General features: G+C 66.3%; 13 protein-coding genes. 3 read left to right on the forward strand and 10 right to left on the reverse strand.

Going from position 1 to position 15,500, the window contains the following annotated elements; translation table 11 throughout:
- Positions 1 to 268: 268 nt before the first annotated feature.
- The 4 genes from ACFSXZ_RS36245 to ACFSXZ_RS36260 all read right to left on the reverse strand — a co-directional run bounded on the left by ACFSXZ_RS36245 (position 269) and on the right by ACFSXZ_RS36260 (position 3,987).
- Positions 269 to 1,336, reverse strand: a complete 1,068-nt coding sequence (locus tag ACFSXZ_RS36245; RefSeq protein ID WP_378270572.1) for an aldo/keto reductase — start codon at positions 1,334 to 1,336, stop codon at positions 269 to 271.
- 58 nt (positions 1,337 to 1,394) lie between these two features.
- A complete protein-coding gene (locus ACFSXZ_RS36250) occupies positions 1,395 to 2,285 on the reverse strand; it encodes a helix-turn-helix transcriptional regulator (RefSeq protein ID WP_378270574.1) in 891 nt (296 codons plus the stop codon).
- 113 nt (positions 2,286 to 2,398) lie between these two features.
- Positions 2,399 to 3,211, reverse strand: coding sequence for an SAM-dependent methyltransferase (locus ACFSXZ_RS36255; protein WP_378270575.1), 813 nt, complete (start codon positions 3,209 to 3,211; stop codon positions 2,399 to 2,401).
- Between the two features lie 71 nt (positions 3,212 to 3,282).
- Positions 3,283 to 3,987 carry a histidine phosphatase family protein gene (locus ACFSXZ_RS36260; RefSeq protein WP_378270576.1) on the reverse strand — a complete coding sequence of 235 codons (705 nt, stop codon included), beginning with the start codon at positions 3,985 to 3,987 and terminating at the stop codon, positions 3,283 to 3,285.
- Positions 3,988 to 4,606: 619 nt separating this feature from the next.
- Between ACFSXZ_RS36260 and ACFSXZ_RS36265 the strand changes: the two genes are divergently transcribed.
- Positions 4,607 to 5,641 (forward strand): SAM-dependent methyltransferase, encoded by a 1,035-nt coding sequence (locus ACFSXZ_RS36265; RefSeq protein ID WP_378270577.1) that lies wholly within the window; start codon positions 4,607 to 4,609, stop codon positions 5,639 to 5,641.
- A gap of 234 nt (positions 5,642 to 5,875) precedes the next feature.
- On the opposite strand, the gene ACFSXZ_RS36270 is transcribed toward ACFSXZ_RS36265, so the two are convergent.
- Positions 5,876 to 6,976 (reverse strand): GlxA family transcriptional regulator, encoded by a 1,101-nt coding sequence (locus tag ACFSXZ_RS36270; RefSeq protein ID WP_378270578.1) that lies wholly within the window; start codon positions 6,974 to 6,976, stop codon positions 5,876 to 5,878.
- A 121-nt stretch (positions 6,977 to 7,097) separates the two neighbouring features.
- On the opposite strand from ACFSXZ_RS36270, the gene ACFSXZ_RS36275 reads away from it, so the two are divergent.
- Entirely contained in the window at positions 7,098 to 8,027 is a 930-nt protein-coding gene (locus ACFSXZ_RS36275) for an NADP-dependent oxidoreductase (protein WP_378270743.1), read from the forward strand.
- A gap of 227 nt (positions 8,028 to 8,254) precedes the next feature.
- Here ACFSXZ_RS36275 and ACFSXZ_RS36280 read toward each other — a convergent pair whose 3' ends face one another.
- Positions 8,255 to 8,878: a TetR/AcrR family transcriptional regulator gene (locus ACFSXZ_RS36280; RefSeq protein WP_378270579.1), complete on the reverse strand. Its 624-nt coding sequence runs from the start codon at positions 8,876 to 8,878 to the stop codon at positions 8,255 to 8,257.
- A gap of 76 nt (positions 8,879 to 8,954) precedes the next feature.
- On the opposite strand from ACFSXZ_RS36280, the gene ACFSXZ_RS36285 reads away from it, so the two are divergent.
- The gene (locus tag ACFSXZ_RS36285; RefSeq protein ID WP_378270580.1) at positions 8,955 to 9,770 is read left to right on the forward strand and encodes an alpha/beta fold hydrolase; all 816 of its coding nucleotides are present in this window, start codon (positions 8,955 to 8,957) and stop codon (positions 9,768 to 9,770) included.
- Here ACFSXZ_RS36285 and ACFSXZ_RS36290 read toward each other — a convergent pair.
- The 4 genes from ACFSXZ_RS36290 to ACFSXZ_RS36305 all read right to left on the reverse strand — a co-directional run bounded on the left by ACFSXZ_RS36290 (position 9,711) and on the right by ACFSXZ_RS36305 (position 15,499).
- Positions 9,711 to 10,034, reverse strand: coding sequence for an MFS transporter (locus ACFSXZ_RS36290; RefSeq protein WP_378270581.1), 324 nt, complete (start codon positions 10,032 to 10,034; stop codon positions 9,711 to 9,713). The genes ACFSXZ_RS36285 and ACFSXZ_RS36290 overlap by 60 nt on opposite strands.
- A gap of 512 nt (positions 10,035 to 10,546) precedes the next feature.
- Complete coding sequence (locus tag ACFSXZ_RS36295; protein WP_378270583.1) at positions 10,547 to 11,386, reverse strand: SAM-dependent methyltransferase; 840 nt, start codon at positions 11,384 to 11,386, stop codon at positions 10,547 to 10,549.
- A gap of 17 nt (positions 11,387 to 11,403) precedes the next feature.
- Positions 11,404 to 14,358, reverse strand: a complete 2,955-nt coding sequence (locus tag ACFSXZ_RS36300; RefSeq protein WP_378270584.1) for a non-ribosomal peptide synthetase — start codon at positions 14,356 to 14,358, stop codon at positions 11,404 to 11,406.
- 94 nt (positions 14,359 to 14,452) lie between these two features.
- Positions 14,453 to 15,499 carry an LLM class F420-dependent oxidoreductase gene (locus tag ACFSXZ_RS36305; RefSeq protein ID WP_378270586.1) on the reverse strand — a complete coding sequence of 349 codons (1,047 nt, stop codon included), beginning with the start codon at positions 15,497 to 15,499 and terminating at the stop codon, positions 14,453 to 14,455.
- Between the last annotated feature and the right edge of the window lies 1 nt (position 15,500).

Below are 15,500 nucleotides of genomic sequence, written 5' to 3' on the forward strand. Positions count from 1 at the left end.
CTGTGGTTCGGGCGTATGCACACCGGTAAACGCGGTGGGACCCGTCGGATGTTGAGTCCGCCGGCGAAATCGTCCGAGCGCCGCCGGCCGACGCCCAACATGATCTCGCAGCGCCAGAGCGGCGACCACAGCCGTGAGGCTGCGGCCTCCCTATCGCGAGGACGTGGCGGCACCGCAGGCGGTGTCGATTCCGACGTCGTGGCCCCCGGGTTCATGCCGGGGCGCGACCGCCTGTCTGCGCGAGGCTGCCTTGCCGCGCGCCCGCAGGTTAACCGGTCATATGGGTCGAACCAACCGCTGGGCGTTGGCTTGAGAGCACCGCGGAGCGGTTGGCGCGCTGCATCGCGAAACTCCACTCCGGGTATTCGGAGGTCAACGCGCTGACGCTGTCGAGGGTGACGAGTTCTTCCGCGCTCAGCACGACTTTGGTCGCGGCGATATTGTCTTCCAGTTGATCAATCCGCCGGGCGCCGATGATCACGCTCGTCACCACCTCTTGCGCCAGCAGCCACGCTATCGCTATCTGCGCGACTGAAACGCCGCGCGCGTTTGCCATCGGGCGCATGGCCTCGATGATCGCGAAGGCGTGCTCCTTGTCCACCGGGGGATAATCGAAGCTCGCACGCCGTCCGTCGCCCGCGCCTTCGCGACTGTATTTCCCCGACAGAAAACCACCCGCCAGCGGACTCCATACCATGAGGCCCACCCGCTCCGATTCCATCATGGGCACCAGTTCCCGCTCCAGCGCCCTGCCGGCGAGGGAATAATATGCCTGTAACGAGTCGAACCGGGCCAAACCCATCCGCTCTGAAATGCCCAGCGCCTTGGTGATCTGCCAGGCCGCCCAGTTGGAAACGCCGATATAGCGCACATGGCCCTGCCGCACGAGATCATCCAGCGCGCGCAGGCTTTCCTCTATCGGCGTTGCCGCGTCCCAGCCGTGAAGCTGGTAGAGGTCGATGTGGTCGATCCGCATCCGCTTCAGGCTGGCCTTGACCTGATCCAGGATATGCCGGCGCGACAAACCGGCGTCATTCGGCCCATCGCCCATGCGGCCGAGCACCTTGGTCGCGATGACCACGTCCTCACGCTTGACGCTCAGGGCTTTCAGCGCCTGACCCAGGATAGTCTCCGACTGACCGGTGCTGTAAACATTGGCGGTGTCGATGAAATTGATCCCGGCGTCGAGCGCGGAACCGAGAATCCGGTCCGCCTCGTGTTGCCGCGTATGGCCGATAGCCGCGTAGATATTCCCCTCGGCCTGACCAAAAGTCATTGTGCCAAGGCACAATTCGGAGACGAACAGGCCGGTGCGGCCGAACTGATTATAGTGCATGGTTCGCTATGTCCTTTGATGAATGTTCGGCTGAAGAAGGTTCAGGGTCCGGGCGAAATCAACCCCACTCGACCATCTCGGTCGGTAGCCTCTCCTGGCTAGCCGCCCACGACGCCAACAGGGCTAGACCGTCCGCGCTCGCCGTGCCGGTGGGCGCGGTGTAGACGTTCAGGAGCAGGCCGGGTTCGGCAGGCATCTCCATCGACTCGACGTCCAGGTCGAGCCGGCCCACTACCGGATGGTGCACACGCTTGCGTCCGGACCGGTGGAGCCGAACGTCCCGAGATGCCCACCGCTGCCGAAACAGTTCACTGCGTGTCGACAGTTCACCGACCAGGGCGACCAGCTCCTCGTCGTGCGGATTGCGGCCGGCTTCCATGCGGAGCTTCGCGGCCACATCGCAGACGATCCGGTCATAGTCGACGAAGAAGGTTTTTGCCGCTCCGGGATCCAGATACACGAACCGCGCGGTGTTCGCCGGCCGTCGCGTGTCGGCCAGCATCGGGGAATACAGCGCGCGGGCAAGTTGATTCATGGCCAGGACGTCATAACGGCCGTTGCAAATCCAAGCCGGCGCATCGGTGATGGCGTCGAGCACCTGCTGAAGCGCCGGGCGCACCGTCACGGCGGGTCGCCGGCGGCGTGGACCGCTGGGCGCCCTGGACTGCCGCGCAAGGTGGAACAGGTGATCGCGCTCGGCCTCGTCAAGTTGCAGGGCCGAGGCCAACGCGTCGAGCACCCCGTCGGAGGCGCCGGTGAGGTTGCCGCGCTCCAGACGCACGTAGTAGTCGACCGACACCCCTGCCAGCAGAGCTACCTCTTCGCGGCGCAGACCTTTGACCCGGCGGTTGCCGCCGTAGGCGGGCAGTCCGGCCCGCTCGGGCGCGATCCGCGCGCGACGCGAGCTCAGGAATTCCTTGATCTCGGTGCGCAGGTCGATCGTGGCCACCCCTTCACCGTAGGCCCTGCCCGCAGGCGAAGGGAGGTTCTGCTGGTACCCCGACGGCTACGCACCCCCTCACGCGGCATGCGCCCAGCGTCGTAGCAGGAAAGCTGCGGGGATTATGTTGTCGCCGCGCGCTTACGTCCGACGCCGGCCAGACTTCCGCGGCGGGCGCGCGCGTTGGGACTGTCGTCGCTGCCGGGATGCCAGTCGGGCGGGTACACGACGCCGGGCGCCACAAGTTCCAAGCCCGCAAAGAACTCGACGATCGTTTCCCTGGAACGGGGCGTGAGTGACGTCGCCGTGGCGGCGTAGCGAGCCATGAACTGCCTGTCCGGCGGGACAACGGTGTCCGGGTCGATCGTGCCGTGGCTCAGGGCGAGGTAACTCCCAGGGGCCATCCACTCGCGAAACCCAGCGACACACCGGGAGGCATCCTCGTCGCGCTCGACGAAGTGCAGCACTGCGATCATCAAGACGGCGACCGGCTCAGAGGCGTCGATGAGTCGGCGCGTGTCGGGGTCGGTCAGCACGGACGCAGGGTCGAGGACATCGGCCTCCACGCAGGCAAGCGACTCCTGACCGGCGTAGGTCTCCCGCAGGGCACTGACCACATGGGGATCGCTGTCGACGTAGACGACACGTGCGGATGGAAGGACTTCGTGGAGCGCGCCAGGCTCGGGCGCGGGCGCTCCGGCACCGAGATCGAGGAATTGCCGGATGCCTTGGGCCCAGCAGTATTGCGCGGCACGTAGCGCGAAGGCCCGGTTCTGTCGTGCCCATTCGCGAAGGTGAGGAGTGCCGCGCAGGGCAATCTCTACGAGTTGTCGGTCGGCCGCGGTGTGGTGCGAACCTCCGAGGAGGCTGTCGTAGAACCCGGCGGAGCTGGACCGTCCCGGGCCGGTACCTTCCGGCTGCTGTGCCTCGAACATCGCCATCCCTGGTCTCGCGTGGGCCGCTGAAAACGGCGAGGAAGCTTATTTCCGTTGTGGGGTTGGAAAGCTCAACTCCGACCGGCCGGAGCAGCGCGCGACGCCGGGCGCTTGTTGGATCCGAGCAGCGCCCAGCAGTAATGAGAACGGCTACCCCGCACCGGCCGGTATTGCCACCGGGAAAACCCGGCGTGAGCCAGGTCGTAATCCACTCGAACGCTGTCCTCGGCGGTGAGCCCCTGCAAGAGGAGCGCGGCCACAGCAGCGGTTTCGCGGTGACCGATCACGATCACATTGCGGCCTGCGCGACACCCACCACGCCCGGTGCCCACCTGCCCACCGCTGTGCTCGATAATCGCGGTCAGCGCGGCCGTAGCGCGGATCCAGTACTCCCGCCACGTCTCGGCCCCCTCGGCCAGCCGGTAATCCAAACCGTCGATGGGAGATCCTGTGGACAGCGCCATCACCTCGTCCCAGCGCCGCCCCTGCGCCTGACCGTAATCCGGATCGCGCAAACCCTGGTGCACCGTCACCGGTAGATCGAGCCGATGGGCCACAATCAGCGCGGTCTCGTGCGCGCGAGGCAGTGGCGAGGCATACAGGTCGGTGTATGGCTGGATTTCATGCTCGGCGGCCAACTCGGTCGCGAGTTGGTGGCCCTGATCGCGACCGAGGTCGCTCAGGCCCCGGTATTCTTCGGGCTCCCCCACGATCTCGGGGCGTCGCGACTCACCATGGCGGGCAAACGTCAGTGTCGGGCACGGCGCGACCTCCATCACACCTGCCGGCCTCGGGCCGGCAGGCTGTCCACCGGGAAGTGATGTCCGTAGCGGGCGATGTAGTCACGCTGGCACACAGATCTAGCGAACCCTTTCGCTGATGGCACCTGATCACCGTAACGCCGGATTGTGGGGAAGTCCAGATCGCTCGCCGAGGACGGCCCTGACAAACCGTTCAGCACTTTGGTTGACACACAAGGGCACCGGCCGGCACTGACTCTGCTCGTGGCCCGTATGACGCAGGCTGCGCGGGACGGCAAACCGAACCACGACGAAGACAGCATTCTGCCTTCCGATCCCTCCCCGAAGGACATTCGGCGCTGTTCCACCTGTTCGATCATCCACTTGGATTTTCCAGCATCAGGCCGCCAATTCGAGACGACTACCATTTCAACCACGAGGAGGAAAGGACGGATTGGAAATCTTTCGACCTCTGCGCCCGCGGTGAACCACAAGCGGATGGAACGGTACGGCATGTTGTCTGCGAACTCATTGACCCCAATCACCGTCCCTCACACACCGTCCAGCCGATCCGCCCCGGCGGACATCGAAAATCTGCCACCGCTCTTCTCGGATCACCCACTGTCACAAAGAATGAGCGCTCAGTGCCCAGGCCGTGGACACCTCCGTCAGAAGCACATCGTGGAGCTGGCGGACCGACGCGCAGGTCAACCGCGCCAACGAAAAGACGATCGGCCTGACACCGCCGCATCTGCTCAACTTCGGTATCATCTCCGTCGCGGTAACGCTCCGTCACCTGCAGCTGGATCGCTCTCGAGGAGGAAGACCGACCGTGACGCCACCTGTCGCGCCGTCTCAGCCAGCCGGCGCGGAGACTATCGCTCGGGTGCGCGAACTCTGGCTCTCTCGCCGACAGGCCTCCACGACCGCGGAGTACAAAGTGACGGGAACTGTGCCTCTCACCGTAGAAGATGCGAGCTTCGACGAATATATCGGCGTCGTCTCCCCACACATCCCGTATCTCGTGGCGGCTCAGCATGCAATGCTCGGCCGCATGGTGCGTTATCTGGTGAAACAGGGCATCACACAGTTCCTCGACCTCGGCTCCGGGATTCCCACACACGGTCACGTGCACGATGTCGCTCAGGCCGAGAACCCGGAATGCCGGGTGGTGTACGTGGACAACCAGGAATCCATCGTCGAAATCGGCCGAGAGCGCCTCGCGGGCAACGACCACGTCGCCTATCTGTGCTCAGACCTCTGCAACCCCACCGACGTCCTCAACGCGGCCGACACCCGCCGGCTCCTCGACTTCGAACGCCCCATAGCGGTACTGCTGATCGAGACGCTGCTCCACATCCCCGACTCGGACAATCCGAGCACCAACGTCGACGCGATCATATCCAGCTACATCGACGCCCTCGCCCCCGGCAGCTACCTGGGGATTTCGCACTTCAGCCAGACCCGGGACATCACCGCCGGCTACGCCATGGCCGACAAGCTGTTCGGTGCCAAACCACCAATGGTCTACCTGCGCGGACCAGACCGGATAGAAACCTTCTTCACCGAACTCGCCCTCGAACCGCCCGGCATCGTGCCCGTGCAACTCTGGCACCCCGACCCCGAGGATGTCCCGGACCACAACCCCCACCTCGGCGGCGTGTACGTCGGACTCGGCCGGAAACACTGAAAACGGTGGAGACGCAAAGCTCCATGGCCTGTCCCGTGCCAAACTCGCCAACTGGGCCCAGCAGCATGTCGTCTCCGGTCCGCGAGGCGAGTAGGCGCATAACCGCTAAGGGCAGCACCGAGTCGGTTTTCAAGCCCGCCGCACTGGGCAGTGCTTCGTTCGTCAGCCTCCTGCGAGGGTCGATCCCGTGATCGGCTCCGGCCCAGATCCGGTGGTGACGATCCGTGTCGAGTTTTACCCGGTCGCGCCCGGACCCGGGTCCGACGCGCGGAAGGTACGCCGGTAGGTCGACGGGGCGACCCCCGTCTCCGCCGCCAGGTGCCGACGCAGCGAGGTGGCGGTGGCGAAGCCAACCTCGTGGGCGACTCGATCCACCGGCAGGTCGCTGGACTCCAGCAGGTGCCGCGCCCGCCGCAGCCGCTGCTGGGTCAGCCAGCGGCCAGGACTCATGCCGGTCTCGTCTCGAAAGCGCCGGGCGAAGGTACGGGTGCTCATCGCCGCGTGGGTGGCCAGTTCGTCCAGCGACAGCAGCGATTCGAGGCGCTGCAGCGCCCAGTCACGCGTCGGCCCGGTACCGGTCGCACTCTCCGGCGGCACGGGCTGTTCGATGTACTGTGCCTGCCCGCCGTCCCGGTACGGTGGCATGACGCACTGGCGGGCGACCTGGTTGGCCACCTCGCTGCCGTGGTCCTGGCGCACCAGGTGCAGGCAGACGTCGACCCCGCTCGCCGCCCCGGCGGAGGTCAGCACGTCACCGTGGTCGACGAACAGCACGCCGGCATCGAGTTCGACCTGCGGGAACAGTTCCCGGAAGTAGTCGGCCAGCGCCCAGTGGGTGGTGGCCCGCCGCCCGTCCAGCAGACCGGCCGCGGCCAGCAGGAAGGCACCGGTGCAGATGGACACCAGACGGGTGCCGGGGCGCACGCGGGACAGCGCTGCGACGGCCCGCGTGTCCGGGGCGGCGGCCGAGGCCGGGGAGATCGCGTACGGGGGGATGACGAGGGTGTCCGCCTCGGGCAGTACCTCGGGACCGTGTCCGGGGGTGACGGTCAAGTCCGCGTCGGTACGTACGGGCTGTCCGTCCACGCTCGCGGACAACACCTCGTAACGGCCACCGGCTGATCCCAGGACTCGGTGCGGGATGCCGAGTTCGAAGGGGTAGACGCCGTCGAGGACAAGGACGACGACCTTGTGGACGTCCGGCCGCGGGCGGCGCATCCGGCGGTCGAGTTCGGTCGCGCGGTCGGCGAGGTCACGGGCCCGGGACGACGGAGCGCGGGCGAGCAAAGTGCTGCCGGCGCAGGGAACATCGCGGACGACAAAGTCGGGGGGCATGGCAAGAACATATCGGAAGATGACCTCCTTGCCATCGTCGCGAGTCGGGGCGTCCGGCCAGGATGACGACATGACTTCGACCGACACCGCCGAACACCCCGGCTCCACGGGCACCCCGGTGATGCTCGCCCTGCACCAAACCGCCCTTGGCGGCCCCGAGGTCCTGCGGTTGACCGAGCTCGCGCGGCCCACGCCCGGCCCGGGAGAGATCCTTGTCGCCGTGCACGCGGCCGGACTCAACCCCACGGACTTCAAACACCGCGCTCACCACATTTTCCTGCCGCCACCGCCGATGACCCTGGGGTGGGACGTCTCCGGCACCGTGGTGGGGACCGGCGTCGGCGTCACCCTGTTCCGGCCCGGTGACGAGGTGTTCGGCATGTTGCCGTACCCCTACGGCGCCGGTTCCCACGCGGAGTACGTGACCGGTCCCACCCGCGCCTTCGCGGCCAAGCCCGCCGGGATCGACCATGTCCAAGCGGCCGCTTTGCCGCTGGCCGCGCTCACCGCCTGGCAGGCTCTCGTCGACACCGCGGGTCTTCGGGCGGGGCAACGGGTGCTGATCCACGCCGCGGCCGGCGGTGTCGGTCATCTCGCGGTGCAGATCGCCAAGGAGCGCGGCGCGTATGTCACCGGCACCGCGAGTGCCGCCAAACATGACTTCCTGCGCGAGATCGGCGTGGATGCCTGCATCGACTACCGCACTGAGGACTTCACCGACACCGAACAGCGATACGACGTCGTCCTCGACGCCCTCGGCGGGGAAACCGCGACCCGTTCGGTGGGCGTGCTCCGTCCCGGTGGGATCCTGGTGTCCCTGGTACCGGGCGCCGAAGACACCCAGGCCGCCGCGGAGAAGGCGCGGGTCCGCGCCGTCACTCTGCTCGTCGAGCACGACCAGGCCGGGATCCGCGCTGTCGCCCGACTCGCTGACCGGGGAAAGCTCCGCGCGCACGTCTCCGGCACCTTCCCCCTCACCGAAGGCGCCCGGGCTCACGCCCTGGGAGAGACCGGACACACCACGGGCAAACTGGTCATCACCGTGCGCTGACCCCGACGGCTCGGCCATCGCCCATTCCGCGTCACAGTCAGCTCAGGGACTGAGCCAGTATCGGGCCCGTCCCTGAGCTGGTGATCTCCGACAGGCCCGCCGCCCTCGACCATCCATAGTGGACGGTGAGATCGCCCGGCCCCGCCGCCCCCGAGCCGGACAATCAGATGATGATTCTCTCGCCCGGCTGCACCGGTGTGCCCTCGTGATCCGCAGGCCACCAACAGCTAGGAGGACAAGGGATGATCGACCAGAGGGCCGGGTAGCGCGCCGGTCACGAGGATCTTCGCGGCGGCGCGCGTGGCAGCCGCAGCTGACGTGTCGTTCGTGATGGCGTGGCTGACGATGGCGCCTTCGTGCAGGCTCAGCAACTGCGTGGCGAGCGTGTCGACGTTCCCATCCGCTGCGCCCGCCTCGGTGAGCAGGTCGCGAAACAGGGCGCGCAACCACGCCTTCGTGGCGACGACGATTCGCCGGCCGGGATGGTCGGGGTGGGGCAACTCGGCGAAGGCGTTGATGAAGCTGCAGCCTCGGGTCCTCGGCGCGAGCCAGTCGGGGAGCACGTCGAACGGCACCAGTACGCGGGCCACGGGGTCGGGGGGCGCGTCCTGGAGGCGGGTGGTGACCATGTCGCGCCAGCGCCGGTCCCGGGCGCCCAGGTAGGCGGCGACGAGGTTGTCCTTCGACCCGAACCGGTCGTAGAGGGTCCGCTTGGTCACGCCGGACTCGGCGGCGATGGTGTCGACGCCGGTGGCATGGATGCCGTGCCAGTAGAACAGCTCCGAGGCAACGTCGAGAATCCGCTGGGCGCCCGGCGTCAGCGGTTGCTCCGGGCCGGTGTCGGTGCTCATCACCACTCCCGTTGACTTCACAGTTCTGTATACCTAGCCTCCGACAGGTGACTTCACAGATCAGTGTAGGAGAACCATGACCTGGTCCCTGGACAACGAGTTCGAAACACCGGGCGGGACGATCCGGTGGACGGCCCTGGGTAGCGGGGAGCCGCTCGTGCTCGTGCACGGCACTCCGTACTCGTCCTTCCTCTGGCGCGACCTCGCGCCGGCACTCGCCCGAACGCGGCGGGTCTACGTATTCGACCTGCTCGGTTTCGGCCAGTCCGAGCAACGCGAGGGCCAAGACCTCAGCCTGGCCGCGCACGCGCGGAACTTCGCCCGGCTCCTCGACCACTGGGAACTGTCCCACCCCAGCGTCGTGGCCCACGACATCGGCGGCGCGGTCACGCTGCGGAGCATGCTGCTGGAAGGGGCGAACTTCCGAGACCTCATCCTGTTCGACGCCGTGAGCGGCGGCGAGTGGGAACGCGGCCTCTTTCAGCTCATCCTGGAACACGCCGAGGTGTTCCGTCAGCTTCCGGGTTACGCCCACCGGGAACTGGTCGCCAGTCACATGCGCCACGCCACGAACATCGGCTACCGACCAGCAGTCCTCGACGCGTTTCTCGCCCCCTGGCGCGGCGAAACCGGCCAGGCCGCCTTCTACCGCCAGTACAGCCAGATCAAGCAGGACCACACGGTGGAGTACGAGCATCTGCTCGGCGAGATCGCCATCCCGACGCGCCTGATCTGGGGCACCGAGGATCACATCCTCCCACCCCATCACGCGCGATGGCTGCACGACCGGATCCCGCACGCCGAGCTGCACTGGATCGAAGGCGCCGGCCACCTACTGCAGGAAGACGCACCAGCACTCCTTCTGGCCCATCTCATGTCGACCTTCCAATAAGGTCACGACCAGCACGCGACGCTTGCCGATGATGTCCGCCAGGCGGCCGAAAACCGGTGTGAGGATCGAGGCCGCGAGCAGGTATGCCGTGAGCACCCAGCTGACATCGCCGGTGGTGGCGTGGAGATCGTGCGCGATGGTCCCCAGCGCGGGAGCGACGAGGGACTGCGAAGCCGAGAATGTCAGGCTCGCCAGCGAAAAGCACGAGACGGTGACGGTCGCGCTCCGACGGCCGGTTTCGGTTGTCAGTCGGGTGGTGGTCACGGGTTCAGGATTCTGATGTTCCCGGGGACGCGGTTGGCACCAGAGATCGCCCGCGCACTGATTGCGCGGGCGTCTATTCCGAAGTCGTCCATGGCAGCCTCGAAGAGCAACGCGTCGAAGAGGAGAACATCCTTTGCGTGCTCGACCGTCTTCTCAGGGAGGGACCCCTTTACGAGCCGGAAGAACTACCGCCTACTACGGATTAGGAACAGACAAGTGAACGCGACCAATATCACGGCGGAGGAACTGATTCCGCACCTTGCGGACGGCACCACCGTGGTATTCACCGTGTCCGCTGTGGAGGATCCCGAACGCAAGCCGGCCGTTGCCGCGCAAGCAGCAGCCCAGAACCAGTCCCGTCGTCGTCGGCCCGGCGCCAGAATGGCAACGTGTGGGCTGGTGGCCTTGCCACCATACTGGCGGCAAGGCCACCGGCTCTCGTTACTCCGGTCTCGGATAATGGCGCCGTCTGAAAGCTTTGCTCCTACCTCAGCCGGATCGCCGGCATCGGCTTATCGCGCACTGTGGCGGCTCGCCACCACGAGCAGGTAACCAAGGGCGTCGACGTCGACAAGGTCGGCTGGGCGAAACTGGTCGGACAGATCCCGCCGGCCGAACAGTTCCCGTTCGTTCTCCTCGCTCATGCCTGCCGCAAGTGCGCGGAAACTCTGCTTCACGCTGTGCTCGCTGATGTCCAGGATCTCCTTCGCGATCAGCCCGGTACGGCCCAGCATGCCTGCGTATTCTTCGACAGTCGCCGTAGTCATCATGAAGTCGCGGAGGAAAAGGTCCACGTGCCGCCGGTCCTCGGCGGGAATCGGAAACCGTTCGTGGAAGTCGGTCAGGACCAGTTTGCCACCTGGCCGGAGCACGCGGGCGATCTCGCGAAGTGTGTGTTCCCGGTCCGGCATATGGACCATCGACTCGATGGCGATAACGGCATCGAACTCGGCATCGGCGAACGGCATCGACGTCGCGTCGGCGTGCTCGAACCGCACGCGCTCGGCGGCCCCGGACCGGGCAGCCAGGTCACGAGCGAGCGCGACCTGCGCCTGACTGATGGTGATACCGGTGACCTTGGCACCGGTCCTCTCGGCCACCTGCAGCGCGGGGCCTCCGACCCCGCAGCCGACATCAAGCACGTGCTGCCCTTCGGCTTCACCGAGGCGGTCGGCGACCATCGCGGTCAGGCGGTGCCCGGCCTTGTCCAGGTTCATCTCCTCCCCCTCGTCCCAATATCCGAAGTGCAGGTTCGCGCGGAACGAGTCGCCGGTCAGCGTGGTGGTCAGGTGGTCGTAGAAGCGCCCGACATACTCCGGGACGGGGCGCGTGGTGGCCATGGGCGTGTTCATCCTGGTTCATTCTCCTGTCAGTGGAAGGTGCTTCGGTCGTAACTGGTGCGCCCGGCTCGATCCGGATTCCGGGCCAATGTGGCCATATTTTCTATGGTTGGTTTCGAAATAATCGCCGCCAGGTTCCTCAGCATCGCGTTGTCATCGATTTTCGCCACCTCTGTCGCTACCGACTTGACCATGGTCAGCAGTGCTACCGAATCGCCACCAAGCCGGCAGAAATCGCTGTCCGGTGCGAAGGCGGTACGGCTGATGCCGAGTATGCGCTCCCAGATCACCGCGACAGCCGCCTCGTTTTCGTCCCGCCACTGTGGCTCGGTGCCGGGCAACGCGTCGTTGCCGAACGGATCGGGCAACGCGGCCAGGTCGATCTTCCCGTTCCTGGTATGCCGGAGTTCGCCGGTGACCACGATCGCGGCCGGCACCAGATACGACGGCAGCACGCTGTCCGCGTAGGCGACCAGCTCCGCGGCCTCTATATCGGCGTTGGTGACGACATAGGCGCACAGTATCCGTCTGTCGGCATCACCGGACGGACGCGCCACTACCAAGGCCTCGTCGACCGCATGGTGCGTCATCAACGCATATTCGACCTCGGCCGGCTCGATACGATGGCCGCGAATCTTGACCTGGACATCAATACGTCCCAGGTGCTCCAGTTCACCGGCCGGCAGGAGCCGCACAAGGTCACCGGTGCGGTACGCCCTGGTGCCGTCGGCCAACCGGACGAACGCATCGCGATCCAGGTCGGGCCGGTTCCGGTAACCCATGGCCAGCTGAACGCCGGAGAGGAACAACTCCCCCGGCTCTCCCGGACTTACGAACGCGCGCCGCTCGTCCAAGACATGAACAGACATGTTGTCCACCGGGCGGCCGATCGGGACCGTGGCGCCGGTGTCGCGGTCCGCGTCGTAGGTGTGGGTGACACACCCGACGGTCGCTTCCGTCGGACCGTAATGGTTGACGATCCGGCAGCCGGGGCCGAACATTCTCTGCGCTTTCTCGGCCAGTGATGCCGGAAAACTCTCGCCTCCGACAACGAGCAGTCTGACGCCATCGGGGCGAACATCCAGGTCGGCGACCAGCCGCAGATGAGACGGCGTCAACTTGATCGAGTTGATGCTTCCGTCTCGCAGCATTTCCCGGATACGAACGGGAACAGCATCTTCCTCGTTCCCGAGGACGATGCGACCGCCTGCGAGCAGTACGGGAAAGATCGCGGTCATCGGCAGGTCGAACGCGAGTGAGGTGAAGAGCGGAAAAGCACTGTCGCGGTCGAGTCCGAACTCCCGGACCGCCCAGGTCGCGTAGTTTGCCGCGCTCCGATGGGAAATCTGCACGCCCTTGGGCCTGCCGGTCGATCCGGAAGTGTAGACAAGATAGGCAAGATCTCCGGGCAACGGCTCTTTTCGCTCCGGATCGGGCGCCTTGTGCCGATCGGCATCGATGTCGTCGACGATGATCTCGGCACATCCGGACGGCAACACGCCGGAGCGGCGGGCGGACCGGTCAGTCACCAGGACGGGCGACTTCGCGTCCATGACCAGATCACGCAGCCGTGGGGCCGGATGGCCGACATCCAAGGGCAAGAACGCCGCTCCGCACCTGAGCACGGCCACCATGGCCGCGATCGCGTCCACGGACCTGGGCAACAGGAGGCTCACCACCGCGCCGGGGCCCACGCCATGCGCGATGAGCGTGGCCGCGATGTCTGCGGCCCTCGCGTCCAGTTCCTGGTAGGTGACCTCCGCACCCCCCGCACGAATCGCTACCGACCGCGCGTTTTCCCGGAGGCTCGCGGTCAGCAGACCGGCCAGTGTCGATCCGTCATCCGGCGTCTGCCTGCCGTGGAGGGGACCCCCACCGTTGGCGAGGGCTCTTTCGACGGCGTCGAGTAACGCTCGGCCCCGCTCCACAAGGCCAGGCGCCGCATCACCGCCGAGGAAGAACTCGGTACGTCCCTCGACCTCGACCATCGTGAGGGTCGGAGCCACATGGGCACCCCACACGGGCAACGAATACACGGTGGTCGCGGTGAAACCGGCACAGCTGAACTCGGGCAGGTCCACTTTGCCCAAGTGGGTCAGCACGAAGGCGGCCTGGCTCCTGCCTTTGGTCATCTTGAGCAGAACGCCGGCCGGTAAGCGCCGGACAAGGTCGAGCATGCCGGCACTGGGCATGCTCACCAACTCGTCATTTTCATCGAGGGCCCTGAGCATCTGCTCGTGTACGGTTTCCCAGCCCATTCCCCTGCGCACCGACAATCTGGTGCCGAAGGCCAGGTTCCCGGTCGACCGTTCTTCGGGCCGGTGCCTGCGGAGGTCTACGGGAACGCCGTAGACGACTTCGTCCTCCCCAATCGCGTCGGTGAGTGCGACAGTGACCTTGGCCACCAGTGCGGGATGCGTCCCCTGAACGGTGCGACGAAGAAAAAAGCTTCCATGACGTTCGGGCTCGGGCGCACGCAGCGGTGGTCGCCCGGCGGGTTTGCGAACAGACCGGCTGGAGGGCCGGAGGTCGCGCAGCAGGTCGGCATCGGTCACGGTCGAACGGGCTTCTCGTAGCGGTTCACCACGAAGGGCGCGGAACACTTCCGCGATCCACATGAGCGCGCCTCGACCGTCCATCACGGCATGGTGGATACGGAAGACGAGTGCGGGACGCTCTCCCGTCAGGATGACGACCTCATTGTTGTCCTCGCCGCGTTTTCCTCCCAGCGGACGGAACAGTTCGCCGCTGTCGGCGAACGTCTCCCTGTCCAGACCATCGCCGGGCAGGACCCGGACTCTGGGCGGCGCACCGCCGTCCATCCAGTCGAGGCCCCGGCGGCCGGCGAGCACGAGCCGTGCTCCCGGGCAGGCCTCCGCGGCGCGCTGGACGGCGTCCTCGACCCGGTCCCGATCCAGGACGCCGGTTCCCTCGACGACAATCTGGATAAGGTAGTTCGACACTTCGGCGGGGGCCAAGAGCATTACGCGCTCCTGCACGGAGACTTTCTTGGCAAAGCGGTGATCGCCGGAGTCGGTCATGGTGTTCACAGTGGAGTTCCCCTTCGATACAGCCGGGTCAAAGCACACCGGCCAGTTCCGCGGCTTCGGCCGCGGTACGCAGTGACGCGACCGCGGCACTCGTCTCCGCCGGATAGGGAGCCACCGTCAACGTCGTGACGCCGACGTCGGCATACTGCCGGATCCGGTCGGTGATTCGTTCCTTCGATCCCAGCAATGACGTGCCGTCGATCAGGTCGAGTGGGACAGCCGCCATCGCGCCCCGGCGGTCGCCGGCGAGAAATCGCTCCCGAACCTCGGCCGCCTGCGCCTCGAAACCCATGCGCGCGGCCTGCTGATTGTAGAAGTTCCGCTTTCGGCTCCCCATGCCGCCGAGATAGAAAGCGGCATCGGGGCGAACGAGATCGGCACAACGCCGCCAATCCTCTCCGGGCACGAGCGGCATGCTCGGGGCGATGTCGATCTCGTCGAGAGACCGTCCCGCTACGGCGGCTCCCTTGGCCAGGTGCGCGATCTGCTCGGCGGCGTGCTCGACCGAGAAGAACAGCGGAAGCCAGCCATCGGCTATCTCACCGGTGAGTTCGAGATTGCGCGGTCCCATTGCGCCCAGATAGACCGGAATCGACCGTCGAACAGGATGCGTGTTGAGCCTGATCACCTTTCCGGATGATTCGGGTAACGGTAAGGGATAGTACTCACCACGGTAGTCGACGTGATCGCGCCGTAGCACCATCCGGACAATTTCGACGTACTCCCGGGTCCGGGCCAGCGGAGATCCGAAGGGGACTCCGAACCAGCCTTCCGACACCTGCGGGCCTGACACACCGAGACCGAGCCGGAACCGGCCGCCGGACAGTGAATCGAGCGTGGCGGCGGCCATCGCGGTGGCGGTCGGATTACGGGCGGGCATCTGCAGCACGGCGCTTCCGATGCCTATCCGGGTCGTGCGGCCGGCGATCCAGCCGAGCGCCGAGACCGCGTCCGTACCGAACGCCTCAGCCACCCACACGACGGAATAGCCAAGCCGCTCGGCCTCCTCGATCAGGGCCGACTGCGCCGCGTTGCCACGGGTGTCCCAGTATCTGAGGTTCACACCGATGCGCACG

This window comes from Amycolatopsis pigmentata, assembly GCF_042684065.1.
GTDB classification, from domain to species: domain Bacteria; phylum Actinomycetota; class Actinomycetes; order Mycobacteriales; family Pseudonocardiaceae; genus Amycolatopsis_E; species Amycolatopsis_E pigmentata.

Bases quoted from the DNA above. Each gene is read 5' to 3' on its own strand.
- ACFSXZ_RS36245 (WP_378270572.1), bottom strand. From the start codon at position 1,336: ATGCACTATAATCAGTTCGGCCGCACCGGCCTGTTCGTCTCCGAATTG.
- ACFSXZ_RS36255 (WP_378270575.1), bottom strand. From the start codon at position 3,211: ATGTTCGAGGCACAGCAGCCGGAAGGTACCGGCCCGGGACGGTCCAGC.
- ACFSXZ_RS36260 (WP_378270576.1), bottom strand. From the start codon at position 3,987: ATGGAGGTCGCGCCGTGCCCGACACTGACGTTTGCCCGCCATGGTGAG.
- ACFSXZ_RS36270 (WP_378270578.1), bottom strand. From the start codon at position 6,976: ATGCCCCCCGACTTTGTCGTCCGCGATGTTCCCTGCGCCGGCAGCACT.
- ACFSXZ_RS36275 (WP_378270743.1), top strand. From the start codon at position 7,098: ATGCTCGCCCTGCACCAAACCGCCCTTGGCGGCCCCGAGGTCCTGCGG.
- ACFSXZ_RS36280 (WP_378270579.1), bottom strand. From the start codon at position 8,878: ATGAGCACCGACACCGGCCCGGAGCAACCGCTGACGCCGGGCGCCCAG.
- ACFSXZ_RS36285 (WP_378270580.1), top strand. From the start codon at position 8,955: ATGACCTGGTCCCTGGACAACGAGTTCGAAACACCGGGCGGGACGATC.
- ACFSXZ_RS36295 (WP_378270583.1), bottom strand. From the start codon at position 11,386: ATGAACACGCCCATGGCCACCACGCGCCCCGTCCCGGAGTATGTCGGG.
- ACFSXZ_RS36300 (WP_378270584.1), bottom strand. From the start codon at position 14,358: ATGCTCTTGGCCCCCGCCGAAGTGTCGAACTACCTTATCCAGATTGTC.